This window comes from Nocardia implantans, assembly GCF_035544775.1.
GTDB classification, from domain to species: domain Bacteria; phylum Actinomycetota; class Actinomycetes; order Mycobacteriales; family Mycobacteriaceae; genus Nocardia; species Nocardia implantans.
Genome location: NZ_JAYKYQ010000023.1, coordinates 1 through 12,770, shown reverse-complemented (window position 1 = coordinate 12,770; position 12,770 = coordinate 1). Strand labels below are relative to the sequence as shown.

The following is a 12,770-nucleotide window of genomic DNA, read 5'->3' as shown; positions in this document are numbered from 1 at the left end:
GTCTCCTGTCGCGCCGCGAACCGACGACGGAGTCATGCTCGATCGGGTTGGCGCGCAGTCGATGTCGTCCAGCAAGGGGAAGCACCCGGCCACCCACCTGCGCGGGCGGCGGTGTCAGCATGAGCCGCCCATCGTCGACTGCGACAGCGACCCTGTCTTCGTGCAACTATTGGCAGCATGTCGCAGCCGCGCACGATCATGGCCGATCCGGCCTGGCGCCCCAGTCCGAAGGCGAAGCTCCTGTGGACCGTGCAGGCCGCCATCGCGTGGGTGATCCCGTTCGCGGCCCTGCTGGTGTGGGCGGTGCTCGACTCCGCGCATCGCGGGTGGCAGCTCGGATTCTTCCTGGTCGCGCTCGTGCCCGCCGCGCTGAACATCGGTGTCGCGCCGTGGTGGCGGTACGCGGTGCACCGCTGGGAGGTCACCGACGAAGCCGTGTACACCCGGGTCGGCTGGCTCACCCAGGAAAGCCGTGTGGCGCCGATCTCGCGGGTGCAGACCGTCGACACCGAACGCGGACCGCTCGAACGCCTGCTCGGGCTGGCGACGGTCACCGTGACCACCGCGTCCTCCGCAGGCGCGGTGCAGATCAGCGCGCTGGACCTGCCGGTCGCCGAACACACCGTGACGCGGCTGACCCGGATCGCCGCCCAGCACCGCGGAGACGCGACATGAGCGCCGACGCGACCGACGCCGGGCAGCCCTGGCAGCGGCTGGACAAGCGGATGCTGCTGGTGCACCCGATCACCGAGGTGGTGAAGTTCATCCCGGTGCTGATCGGTTCGGTGATCCTCGGGACCAGCAGCGGCAACCACGTGTGGAGCGTCATCCCGCTCGCGTTGATCGTCGGGTTCGCGCTGACCCGCTGGTTCACCACCACGTATCGGGTCGGGCCGACGCACGTCGAGCTGCGCACCGGGCTGCTGGAACGCAAGAAACTGTCGGTGCCCCGGTCGCGGATCCGCTCGGTGGACATCGAAGCCGACCTGCTGCACCGGGCCCTCGGGCTGGCGGTGCTGGCGATCGGTACCGGCCAGCAGGCGGATTCGGGTGAGAAGTTCAAGCTCGACGCGCTGGACGCCCGCGTCGTCCCGCCGTTGCGCGCCACGCTGCTCGCCCATACGGCGGACCGCGGCGCTGCGGAGGAGGCCCGAAAACAGCCGCAGCACAACGAATCCGGCGGTTTCACCGCAGCGCGCACCCGGGCGCGCGAGATCGGGCACTGGCGTCCGGCGTGGGTGCGCTACGCCCCGCTGTCGCTGACCGGCTTCGCGATCATCGCGCCGATCGTCGGCTTCGCGCTGCAATACGGGCTCGGTGAGATCGTCTTCCGGTCCGACGCGGTGCACGACGTGGAAGACGGCGGCGTGCTCGTCCTCGCGCTCGCCGGGGTCGCGCTGCTCGGCGTCATCGTCGTCGTGGTCAGCGCTGCCGCGTGCGCGCACTACCTGTCCACGTATTTCGGACTGCGCGTCCGAGACGACGGCAAGACCTTGCAGCTGCGCCACGGCTTGTTCACCACCCGCCAGATCACCCTCGACCGGGCCCGGTTGCGCGGAGCGACGGTGTCCGAGCCGCTGCTGCTGCGCTTGGCGGGCGGCGCCGAGCTCGAGGCGATCATGACCGGCGAGAACCCCCGGCAGCGGATCCTTCCGCAGTCCCCGCGCGGCGCCGTTGAGCACACCCTCGGCCATCTGCTCGCCCCGGAACAATTGCGCGACAACGACATTCCCGTCCGTACGGACGCGCTGCCCACCGGTGCCGGCGCGGCGGACGCGCACACCGTCCCTGCGCCCGGCAGCGCCCCGCTGATCGCGCACGGCGCGGCCGCCCGGCGACGCAGACATACCCGCGCACTCGCGCCGGTCGTGCTCATCGCCGCCGCGCCGGCCGTCATCTCGCTTGCGGGGCAGCACTATTCGCCGTGGTGGTGGCTGCTGCCCGGCTTGGCGCTGCCGCTCGCGCTCGCCCTCGCCGAGGATCGTTACCGCGGCCTCGGGCACGCGGTGCTGCCCCGCACCACCGACAACCCCGCCTGGCTGATCACGCGGGCCGGATCGCTCGACCGCGACCGCGACTGCCTGGAGGCCCCCGGCGTGATCGGCTGGACCGTGCGCCAGACCTTCTTCCAACGCCGCGCAGGAGTCGCCACCGTCATCGCGGCCACCGCCGCGGGCAAGAAACGCTACGCGGTGGTCGACCTTCCCGCCGACCGCGCGTGGGAACTCGTCGAAGCCGTCACACCGGGACTGTCCGGCGCGCGCTGAAGCCACCCGGCAAGTGTCGCTGATCGGTTGCCGATCGACGGCAGAGTTCAATGGACGCCGTGGTGACCAAGACCGAGCCGCACCATGCGGAGCCACGGATCGCCGACCGCAGGCTCCGGCAGATGCAGCGGGCGGACAAGTTCCGGCTGACCGCGGTGGGCGGGCTCGCCGCGCTCTCGCTGGACGCGTTGTCCAGCGTGGCCTACGGGCCGGAGGCGATCGTGCTGGTGCTGATGGCGGCGGGAGCGGCGGCCGTCTCCTGGACGCTACCGGTGGCCTGCGCGATCGCCGCGCTGTTGCTGGTGCTGGTGCTCTCCTACCGGCAGGTGATCGCGGTGCACCCGGACGGCGGCGGCGCGTACGCGGTCGCCAAGAAACAGCTCGGCAGGCCCGCCGCCCTGCTCGCGGCCGCGAGCCTGGTCGTGGACTACGTGCTGACCGTCGCGGTCAGCCTCGCCGCGGGCGCGGCCAGCTTGGCCAGCGCGTTCCCCGCCCTGGCCGACGAACTGCTGCCGATGACGCTGATCGGGCTCGCGGCGCTGACCGTGATCAACCTGATCGGGGTGGCGGAATCGGCGCGGGTGCTGATGGGGCCCGCGATCCTGTTCGTCCTCCTCATCGGCGGCGTCATCGTCGTAGGACTGCTGCGGCCGGAGCCGGTCGCGCTGATCGGCGGCGACCCCGGCCCGATCGAGCCGGTCGAGGCGCTCGGAATCGTCCTGCTGCTCAAAGCCTTCGCGGCGGGATGCTCATCGCTGACCGGTGTGGAGGCGATCGCCAACGCCGTGCCCGCATTCCGCACCCCCGCCGTGCGCCGCGCGCAGCACACCGAGGTGGCGCTGGGCATCCTGCTCGGCGCGATGCTGCTCGGGCTGGCCGTGCTGATCCGCGCGCACCACGTGACGCCGCGCCCGGACGTGACCATCCTGGCCCAGCTGGCGGCAGGGGCGTTCGGCACCGGCTGGCTGTTCTACCTCGCCAACCTGGCGGTCACCGCCGTGCTGTTGCTCGCGGCGAACACCAGTTTCGGCGGGCTTCCGGTCCTGCTCGCACTGCTGGCCGAGGACCGAAGGGCGCCGTCGCTGTTCGCGCTGCGGTCCGAACGTCCGGTCTTCCGATACGGTGTCAGCGCCCTTGCCTTGCTCGCGGGGCTGGTGCTGCTCGCGGTCGACGCCGAAACCCACCGGCTGCTACCGGTTTTCGCGATCGGCGTCTTCATCGGGTTCACCATCAGCCAGAGCGGCCTGGTGCTGCACTGGTGGCGCGCACGTGAGCGCGGGTGGTTGCCGCGCGCGCTGCTGAACGGATTCGGCGCGACGCTAACCGCCGTCGCGGGCGTCGTGCTGCTGGCGGAGAAGTTCACCGAGGGCGCGTGGCTGCTGCTGCTCATCGTTCCCGCGCTGGTGACCCTCTTCTTCCGGATCGAGAACTACTACGGCGAGGTCGCCGGCCAGCTGCGGCTGCGCGAGATCCCGCCGAAGCCGCGACCCGCGCCGGAGGCGAAGGAACTGGTCGTCGTCCCGGTGGTCACCATGAGCGAGGTGACCTATCGCGCCGTGGAAGCCGCCTTGCGCATGCGGGGGGAGATCGTCGCGGTGGCCGCCGACATCGATCCCGCCACGACCAAACGGCTCAGCGCCCAGTGGAAACAGTGGGACCCGGGCGTGCCGCTCGCGGTGCTCCCGTGCCCGCATCGCAGCCTGGTGGCCACCCTCGTCGGCTACGTCCGCAAGCAGACCGACGCCGGGCTCGGCGTCACCGTGCTGCTCGCGCACGTCGAAGCCAGGCACTGGTGGCAACGGCCGCTGCACAATCCGCGCGGACCGGTGCTCACCGCCGCGTTGCGCGTTCGCACCGAAGCCGTGATCGCGACCCTGGCGGTCCGGCTCGCGTGAGTCAGCTTCGGCCGAAGACGCGCGCGTTCGCCTGGATATAGAGATAGGCCAGCGGCGGCAACAGCCCGGCGAACAGCAACAGCGCCGTCCGCCAATCACTGCCGAGCAGAACGTCACCGCCCGGTCCGGCGCTGGCGCACACCAGGAAGCCGAATGCCCAGGCGACGACCGGAAGGCCGAGCAGCGCGGGACGCCGCGTGACCGATCGCGCGCCCATGACGAGCAGGACGTTCACCACTCCGGCCAGCACGGCGGAGACCGGGAACGCGACCGAGCCCAGATAGGTCGGCAGATACAGCACCTCGAGCGCCAAAGTGAGCAGGGCATCCACGATCAGTACGACGAGGATCAGCGGGCCGAGCAAGCCGACGGTGAGTCGGGTGGCGCCGGATGCCACGGAAGCGCGATCGCCTGCGGGGTCGTCGACCGTGGTCGTCACGGCACCGGCGGGTAGCCGAGGAGGGTCAACAGGTGACTCTGCATGTCGGCGAACGCGTACAGCACCGTCATATACAGGTCGTGCTGCTCCTGCCAGTGCGGCCGCATGCTGTCGACGAACGCCGCGATCGCGTTCTGGACCTCCCAGTTGTACATACTGCCGAGTCTATTCCGGCTCGACCGGGCGCATGATCAATTCTCCTGGTCGGCAGGCACGGCGGCGACCACGCAGGATTCGCCGGTGGAGCCGCCACGCTCCGCGGCGATGGCCAGCACCCGCTTACGCGCGGCGAACCAGCCGACGATCAGCGCGGGGACGATCAGGGCGATGGTCGCGACCGTCCAGGTCCCCACCGGATAGTCGAAACCGGTCAGCACGACGACGAAGAACAGGAACACCAGCGTGAGCAGACCGGTGTACGGCGCGCCGAACATGCGGAACGCGGGCCGCTGGACGCGTCCGCGCACCGACCAGCGCCACAACTGCAACTGGCACAACACGATGGTGGCCCAAGAGGCGACGATGCCGAGCGAGGCCATGTTGAGCACGATCTCGAACGCCTGATCCGGGACGAGGCCGTTGAGCGCGATGCCGACCAGCGCGATCAGGCTGGTGAGCAGGATGCCGCCATAGGGAACGCCGTTGCCGCCCATCACCCCGGTGAATCCCGGGGCGCTGCCGTTCATCGACATCGAGCGCAGGATGCGGCCGGTCGAGTACAGACCGGCGTTCAGGCTGGAGAACGCCGCGGTCAGCACCACCAGATTCATCACGCTGCCGATGCCGGGGACGCCGAGCATGGTGAAGAAGGTGACGAACGGACTCTCGTCGGCGGTGTAGTGCGTGTAGGGCAGCAACAGCCCGAGCAGAATCAGCGAGCCGACGTAGAAGACGGCGATCCGCAGGATCACCGAATTGATCGCCCGGGGCATGATCTTCTCCGGGCGCTCCGTCTCACCCGCGGCGGTGCCGACCAGTTCCACGGCGGCGTAGGCGAACACGACACCGGACACCACCACGACCAACGGCATGACGCCGGTCGGGAACAGGCCGCCGTGATCGGTGACGACGCTGGGCCCGGTCGCGGCGCCCTGCACGGTGAAGCGGCCGAGCAGGAAGATCGTGCCGACGATCAGGAACGCGCTGAGCGCGAACACCTTCACCAGCGCGGCCCAGAACTCCATCTCACCGAACCACTTCACCGACACCAGGTTGATGCCGAGCACGATGACCAGCGCGGCCAGCGCCAGCAGCCACTGCGGAACGGCGGAGAACCCCGACCAGTAGTGGAAGTACTGCGCGATCGCGGTGGTGTCGGCGATGCCGGTCATCGACCAGTTCAGGAAGTACATCCAGCCTGCGACGAACGCCGCCTTCTCACCGAAGAACTCGCGCGCGTAGGACACGAACGACCCGGACGACGGCCGGTGCAGAACCAGTTCGCCGAGCGCGCGCAGGATGAGGAACGCGAAGAACCCGCACACGCCGTAGACCAGGAACAATCCCGGTCCGGCACTGGCCAGTCTGCCACCGGCGCCGAGGAACAGGCCGGTGCCGATGGCGCCGCCGATCGCGATCATCTGCAGTTGCCGCGGCTTCAGACTCTTGTGGTACCCGTGGTCCTCGATGCCGAGGTGGGCGTTGTCGCCGGGCGCTGTCATGAACCGACGGATCCTCCGTTTCGATGTCGCGAGATCACGCCGAACGGTACCCGCCGTTTCGATGCGGCCCACTGCCAGCCCTGGGGGTACAGGACCACGCTGCCCGGACAAGTTCCGGAACAGACGGGCGAATTATGTGAAATGTCCGAAATCGTGCACGGCGCCCGCGTCGGCACCGCTTGATTTCGTCACTCGAGTCCGGCGAACAGATCGTGCTCCCGCCCGTCCGGCCCGAGCGGACCGCGCCGGCCCCGCACCAGAATGAAATGCTCCTCCGGAAGCACCGGCTGAGCGACGTTGTTCGACAGGGCGAATTCCCGGCCCGACGGCGCGAGGGTGATCTGGGTGGCGTGCGCCCGCAGCGCGGAGCGCTTGGCCGCCAGCACCTCGGAAACGTCGATCGTGGTGGTCACCGCGTCGCTGGGCACGCTCGCGAGTTCCCCTTCGGCCGGCAGCCGCCATCCGGGCGGCAACGCGCCCGGCAGGCCTGCGGCCGTGCGCCTGGCCAGCGCGGCGGTGTGCAGACGCAGCATGTCGGCGTCGGTGACCGTCCAGTAGTACTTCGGGACGTCCCAGCCCTCGCCTGCGGCGGCGTGCACCGCGGCCGCGGTGATCTCGTGCGCCCGGATGTGGTCCGGGTGGCCGTAGCCGCCGTTCGGGTCGTAGCCGACCACCACGCGGGGTCGCAGGCGAAGCACCACGTCCGTGAGCGCCCGTACCGCCTCGTCGCCGGAGCGCGCGAACGTGCGTGGCTTGTTCGCGGCGGGCGTGCCCGCCATCCCGGAGTCGCGCCAGCGTCCCGCGCCTCCGAGGAACTGCGGCGGCCCGGCGTCCAGCGCAGCCAGTGCGCGGGTCAGTTCGAGAACGCGATACCCGCCGAGCTGGTCGGCGTGGTCCGCGACGAGCAGCGCCCACTCGTCGCCGATCACCTCGCCCTCCTCACCGAGGGTGCAGGTCACCACCGTGACCGGCACCCCGCGACGGCGGTAGTGCGCGATCGTGCCGCCGGTGGTGATGGACTCGTCGTCCGGGTGGGCGTGGACCAGCAGCAGCCCACCGGTCGCCGCGGTCACGGGATCCTGCGCCACATGGACGCGTCGCCGAAGATGCCGACCTGGATCGCGCCGCTGAGCGAGGCGCCGTCCAGCCGGGGACCGGACGCGGCGACGGCGTTGTCCTGCACGATCGGCAGCACCGTCGCCATGGCCCACAGCTTGGGCTCCGCTTCGGCGAGCACCCGTCCCACGTCGCCGCCCCGCAGCGCGTCATCGATCGCGGGTTGCAGGGTCGGATCGCATACGCCGGACAGGTTGCTCGGCGCTCGCTGCGCCGCCTCGGCGATGGCCTGCGCCGGGCCGGTGACGCCGGGCAGCGCGGGCGGCGGGCATCCGTATCGGGACGCCAGCACGGTCGCCGGATCGGAACCGGCCACCTCCCAGCCGACGATCGCGTCGACCGTGCCCTCCAGCAATTCCTTGCCGTACAGCTCGTCGGCGGGGACGCTGCGCACCGTCGCGTCGATGCCCGCGCTGCGCAACTGGTCGGCGGCGGTATTGGCCACGGCCAGCGCGGTGGCGTCCCGATCGACCGCGCCGATGCGGATGGTCAGCGGCTTGCCGTCCTTGCCGACGGTGCGCGGCTGCGGGGCGGGCGAGGTCGGGGATGCGACGGGCGGCGGCTCGGGCGCCCGGCCGTACCCCGCGGCGGCGAGCAGCGCGAACGCCTCCTCCGCCGACGGCCGCGGCGGAGCGGTCGGGGCATATCCGGGATCGGACGGGGCGAGCACCTGCGCGCGAGCGGGTTCCACCCAATTGCCGGTCTGCGCGCCGACCGTGGCCAGCAGGGCCGGATCCAGCAGGGCGAGCACACCCGAGCGGACCCTGGGGTCGCTCAGATCGCCCTTGCGCCCGTTGAGCGCCATGTGCAGCACCCGGGACTGCGGCATGATCGCGGTCCGCACCGACGGGATCGCCCCCAGTTGCGCCTGGGTCGCCACGCCCCCGTGCACCAGCGCCATCTGCACGTCGCCGGTGCGCAGCGAGCCCGCCAGCTGCGCGGGCGTGCCGCCGCGGCGCAGCAGGATCTGACCCGGCATCGCCGGTGTGCCCCAGAAGCGGTCGTTGCGTTCCAGCAGCATCTCGTCGCGGCCGGGATCCGCCGAGCGGATGCCGAACGGCCCTCCGGACACTCGGACGCCGTTGACCTGACCGTTCATTCCCCTGGCGAACCCGCCGGGGGCGTCCTTGAGCAGATGCGACGGCAGCAGATCGGTGAACAGCTCGCGCCAGCCCGGGTAGGGCTGCGTCATCACGACGGTGACCGTCTTGCCGCCCGCAGAGGAATTGACGTCCGAGATCATCCGGTAGCCCGCCGGGTCGACGACCCCGGGCTCGGAGATCATCTCCTGCCACAGGTAGCGGAAGTCCTCGGCCGCGATCGGCGCACCGTCCGACCAGGACGCTTCGTTGCGCAGCTTGTAGGTGATCGTGAACGGTTCCTGCGCGGTGACTTCGGCGGAGACCAGCAACGACGAATCCGGCACCCAGGCCGTCGCCCCCGGCCGGGCCGGATCGAGCACCGGCCGGAACGGGCTCGGCAGCACCAGCGACGCGATCGCCGAGGTCGCGGCGGACTGGTCCGAGCGCAGGTGGGGGTTGAACGCGGTGCCGATGGTGTCCAACGCGACGACCACGGTCGTCTCCGCGGGTTTGACCGGGGTGGTCTTCGGGCTGTCGGTGCTCTCGATGGGCGGCGGCGGATTCGCCGCACAGCTGCTGATCAACGTCAGCACTGCCACGGCCGGCAACAACGTGCGCCACGCTGCGCGTTTTCCTGCGCCCACTTTCACGCTCGGGAACTCTACCGCACGCTCGAGTCCGTTCCCAGATTCCTGTGCCGGGCAGGGAAACAACGCGGTCGCGCGGATATCGCGGAGCGGAAACACAACAGCGCCACGGGGTCGGCATGGATCGTCCGTACCGTCCGGAACCCCGGCAAATTCCGGGCATACCTTGCCGATGCAATAGCAGGCCGTGCCGGTGCGCAAGCGGTTCGGCAATTCGATACGCATCGGGCTCGTTCGTGCGACGTCGAGCGATATGGACTTCGAGCTGGAAGTGAACAGTCACGCCGACACGCTGAACACAAGGCGACCGCGATTCGCCGGCACACCATCCGGCGGGTACGGCGGACGACCACGCCTTCTACCTGGTCCGACCACAGCTAGTCGTCCGTCGGCGGAGAAAGCTCGCGGCGGAGACTACCCGGGACGAACGAGGCGCGATAAGCAAAGCGCCCACCCTTTTATCTCGATCGAACCGCGCAAGACATCAATGCAAGCCGCGGTAAAGAATTCCAGAATATTTCCGACCGGTCGAGCGTATCCGGGAACCAATTCGTGCGCAGGCGCCGATTCCGCATCGGAACACCGAACTGATCAAAAATATGCACAGAGCAACCGGAACTTTTCGATGACGCCGCACCCCGCTTCACCGCAACACATCACGGCAACGTAATTCTTCCGATCGCCACCGCGACGCCTCCTGATCGCGATGTATTCCGGCGGCATCCGGATGCGCACGAATCGAAAGCAAGCCCGCGGCTCACCACGGGCGCGCACGGCCGCGACCTGCGGTTCCGCCCGGTATTCGGTGCCACTCGCCGCGACACCGAATACCCTGCGGCGAAAGCGATTACAGCGCGGCGCGGTCGCGTGCCTTGCGCCGCGACAGTTCCCGTGCGCGCTCGTTCTGCGCGAGGATCACCTTGCGCACCCGCACCACCTCCGGGGTGACCTCGACGCACTCGTCGGCGGCGCAGAACTCCATGGCGCCTTCGAGATCCAGCTGCAACGGCTTGGCCAGGGTCTCGATCACGTCGGCGGTGGAGCTGCGCATGTTGGTCAGCTTCTTCTCGCGGGTGACGTTGATGTCCAGGTCCTCCGCGCGCGGGTTGACGCCGACGACGTGCCCCTCGTAGGTGTCCGCGCCCGGCTCGACGAAGAACTGGCCGCGGTCGGCGAGCTGGATCATGGCGAACGGCGTCACCGTGCCCGCCCGGTCGGAAACCAGCGAGCCGGTGTGCCTGGCCCGGATCTCGCCCGCCCACGGCGCGTAACCGTGCGACACGGCGTTGGCGATGCCGGTGCCTCGGGTCTCGGTGAGGAAGTCGGTGCGGAAGCCGATCAGGCCACGCGAGGGAACGATGAACTCCATCCGCACCCAGCCCGCGGCGTGGTTGCTCATCTGCACCATCTTGCCCTTGCGCGCGGCCAGCAACTGGGTGATCGCGCCGAGGTACTCCTCCGGGCAGTCGATGGTCAGCTCCTCGTACGGCTCGTGCACCTTGCCGTCGACCTGCTTGGTGACCACCTGCGGCTTGCCCACGGTCAGCTCGAAGCCCTCGCGGCGCATGGTCTCCACCAGGATGGCCAGCGCCAGCTCGCCGCGGCCCTGCACCTCCCAGGCGTCGGGGCGCCCGATGTCCAGCACGCGCAGCGACACGTTGCCGACCAGTTCCTGGTCCAGGCGCGCCTTCACCATGCGGGCGGTCAGCTTGTGCCCCTGCACCCGGCCGACCAGCGGCGAGGTGTTGGTGCCGATGGTGACCGAGATGGCGGGCTCGTCGACGGTGATGCGCGGCAAGGCGACCGGGTTGTCGATATCGGCGAGCGTATCGCCGATCATGATCTCCGGGATGCCCGCGATGGCGACGATGTCGCCCGCGACGGCCAGCTCACCCGGCTTGCGCTCCACGCCGACGGTCTGCAGCAGTTCGGTGATCTTCACCTGCTTCACGCCGTCGGCGTGCATCCACGCGACGTTCTGCCCCTTGCGCAGTTCGCCGTTGTGGATGCGCACCAGCGCGAGGCGGCCGAGGAACGCCGAGGCGTCGAGGTTGGTGACGTGCGCCTGCAGCGGCGCGGACGGATCGCCCTTCGGCGCGGGGATGTGCTCGAGCAGCACGTCGAACAGCGCGTCCAGGTTCTCCGCGTCCGGAGCGTTGCCGTTGTCCGGACGCTCCTTGGACGCCTTGCCTTCGCGCCCGGAGGCGTACAGCACCGGAAGATCCAGCGCGAGTTCGGCGGCCTCGGCGGCGGCGTCGTCCAGATCGGAGGCCAGGTCGAGCAGCAGGTCGTGGCTCTCCTCGACGACTTCCTCGATGCGGGCGTCGGGACGGTCGGTCTTGTTCACGACCAGGATCACCGGCAGCGACGCGGCCAGCGCCTTGCGCAGCACGAACCGGGTCTGCGGCAGCGGCCCCTCGGACGCGTCCACCAGCAGCACCACGCCGTCCACCATGGACAGCCCGCGCTCGACCTCGCCACCGAAGTCGGCGTGGCCGGGGGTGTCGATGACGTTGATCACGGTGACCGATCCGTCCGGGTGGTGCCGGTGCACCGCCGTGTTCTTGGCGAGAATGGTGATGCCCTTCTCGCGTTCCAGGTCGCCGGAGTCCATCACGCGATCGACGGGCTCGGCCCGCTCGGCGAAGGCGCCCGACTGGCGCAGCATGGCGTCGACCAGGGTCGTCTTGCCGTGGTCGACGTGGGCCACGATGGCGACGTTGCGAAAATCGCGTGCAGACGACACGCCTGAATCCTCCTGCTGTTCGGTGTTGGAGCCGACGGTGCTCGGTGTCCGGCGCGCACGGACTCTCCGTGGTTACGCAGGCTGCCGCCTCCGGGGCCTGACGCACGCGCCGGGCTCCCTGCAGAACAGGGGAGAATCGAAACTCACCAGGCATCGCGGCGAACTACACCCTACCGGCAGTCCACTCGTGGCACCGTTTCAGCCTTTGTACTAAGGGTATGCTAACCGCCGTGGGCAAGGTCAAAGCCAAGAAGGTTTCGAGCCTGAAACCGAAGAAGAAGTGCTGTCGGAAGAAGACGCGCTGCCTGAAGTGCCCCGTGGTCATCATGCGGATGAAGAAGTGCGAAGCGGCCGGTGTGACCGGCAAGGATCTGAAGAAGGCACTCAAGCAGGCGCGCGCTGCCTGACCCCCGCCGCCACCCTTTCCGGGGCGGCCCGAGGCGAGTAGTAAGGAGTGTTATGGCGCAGCAGACACTGCTCTCCGATACCGAAATCGCCGAAGCGCTCACCGAATTGCCGGAGTGGTCCAGATCAGGGGACACCCTGATCCGCACCGTCGAAGCGGCCACCTTCCCCGCGGGCATCGAGCTGGTGCGCCGGGTCGCCGAAGTCGCGGAGGAGGCCAACCATCATCCCGACATCGATATCCGCTGGCGCAAGGTCACCTTCAGCTTGTCCACCCACTCCGCGGGCGGCCTCACCGCCTTGGACGTCGCGCTGGCACACGAAATAGATCGGCTGTGTTGAATTTGCAGCGCCTGCGGCGCTGCGTGTTCGCGGCCCCTTGTGGCTCGCGTCCGAGTGACCGCCGCTTGCTCCTTCGTCGCGGACACGGCGGTCACTCGGACGCGAGCCGGGCCGCGAACGGCGGATTCTAGGTCTATCGTCGCTCGAAACCTGTGGTTGCGTGTGGCTGG

11 protein-coding genes are annotated in these 12,770 nt (G+C 69.5%); 5 read left to right on the top strand and 6 right to left on the bottom strand.

All coding sequences use genetic code 11. The annotated features are described in order from the left end of the window. Positions 1-177: 177 nt before the first annotated feature. The 3 genes from U3653_RS32805 to U3653_RS32795 all read left to right on the top strand — a co-directional run bounded on the left by U3653_RS32805 (position 178) and on the right by U3653_RS32795 (position 4,162). Entirely contained in the window at positions 178-675 is a 498-nt protein-coding gene (locus U3653_RS32805) for a PH domain-containing protein (RefSeq protein ID WP_195082615.1), read from the top strand. Further along, positions 672-2,267: a PH domain-containing protein gene (locus U3653_RS32800; protein ID WP_195082614.1), complete on the top strand. Its 1,596-nt coding sequence runs from the start codon at positions 672-674 to the stop codon at positions 2,265-2,267. Before U3653_RS32805 ends, U3653_RS32800 begins: the two co-directional genes overlap by 4 nt. A 62-nt stretch (positions 2,268-2,329) precedes the next feature. Further along, positions 2,330-4,162, top strand: coding sequence for an APC family permease (locus U3653_RS32795; RefSeq protein WP_435406615.1), 1,833 nt, complete (start codon positions 2,330-2,332; stop codon positions 4,160-4,162). Position 4,163: 1 nt separating this feature from the next. Here U3653_RS32795 and U3653_RS32790 read toward each other — a convergent pair whose 3' ends face one another. From U3653_RS32790 to typA, 6 genes are all read right to left on the bottom strand, one after another. Beyond that, positions 4,164-4,601 (bottom strand): hypothetical protein, encoded by a 438-nt coding sequence (locus tag U3653_RS32790; RefSeq protein WP_323124754.1) that lies wholly within the window; start codon positions 4,599-4,601, stop codon positions 4,164-4,166. Next, positions 4,598-4,756: a hypothetical protein gene (locus U3653_RS32785; protein ID WP_169332723.1), complete on the bottom strand. Its 159-nt coding sequence runs from the start codon at positions 4,754-4,756 to the stop codon at positions 4,598-4,600. The genes U3653_RS32790 and U3653_RS32785 overlap by 4 nt, the downstream gene beginning before the upstream one ends. A gap of 36 nt (positions 4,757-4,792) precedes the next feature. Beyond that, entirely contained in the window at positions 4,793-6,262 is a 1,470-nt protein-coding gene (locus U3653_RS32780; RefSeq protein ID WP_195082612.1) for an amino acid permease, read from the bottom strand. A 188-nt stretch (positions 6,263-6,450) separates the two neighbouring features. Next, positions 6,451-7,335 (bottom strand): N-acetyl-1-D-myo-inositol-2-amino-2-deoxy-alpha-D-glucopyranoside deacetylase, encoded by an 885-nt coding sequence (mshB, locus tag U3653_RS32775; RefSeq protein ID WP_195082611.1) that lies wholly within the window; start codon positions 7,333-7,335, stop codon positions 6,451-6,453. Next, positions 7,332-9,059, bottom strand: coding sequence for an ABC transporter family substrate-binding protein (locus tag U3653_RS32770; protein WP_323124755.1), 1,728 nt, complete (start codon positions 9,057-9,059; stop codon positions 7,332-7,334). Before U3653_RS32770 ends, mshB begins: the two co-directional genes overlap by 4 nt. 895 nt (positions 9,060-9,954) lie before the next feature. Then, positions 9,955-11,853 (bottom strand): translational GTPase TypA, encoded by a 1,899-nt coding sequence (gene typA, locus U3653_RS32765; RefSeq protein ID WP_195082609.1) that lies wholly within the window; start codon positions 11,851-11,853, stop codon positions 9,955-9,957. 230 nt (positions 11,854-12,083) lie between these two features. On the opposite strand from typA, the gene U3653_RS32760 reads away from it, so the two are divergent. After that, a complete protein-coding gene (locus tag U3653_RS32760; RefSeq protein WP_085994939.1) occupies positions 12,084-12,260 on the top strand; it encodes a hypothetical protein in 177 nt (58 codons plus the stop codon). Between the two features lie 52 nt (positions 12,261-12,312). After that, positions 12,313-12,600, top strand: a complete 288-nt coding sequence (locus U3653_RS32755; protein WP_195082608.1) for a 4a-hydroxytetrahydrobiopterin dehydratase — start codon at positions 12,313-12,315, stop codon at positions 12,598-12,600. The last annotated feature ends 170 nt before the right edge of the window (positions 12,601-12,770 follow it).

Excerpts from the sequence above, each read along its gene's own strand:
- U3653_RS32805 (WP_195082615.1), top strand. The coding sequence starts at position 178 with ATGTCGCAGCCGCGCACGATCATGGCCGATCCGGCCTGGCGCCCCAGT.
- U3653_RS32800 (WP_195082614.1), top strand. The coding sequence starts at position 672 with ATGAGCGCCGACGCGACCGACGCCGGGCAGCCCTGGCAGCGGCTGGAC.
- U3653_RS32785 (WP_169332723.1), bottom strand. The coding sequence starts at position 4,756 with ATGTACAACTGGGAGGTCCAGAACGCGATCGCGGCGTTCGTCGACAGC.
- U3653_RS32780 (WP_195082612.1), bottom strand. The coding sequence starts at position 6,262 with ATGACAGCGCCCGGCGACAACGCCCACCTCGGCATCGAGGACCACGGG.
- U3653_RS32755 (WP_195082608.1), top strand. The coding sequence starts at position 12,313 with ATGGCGCAGCAGACACTGCTCTCCGATACCGAAATCGCCGAAGCGCTC.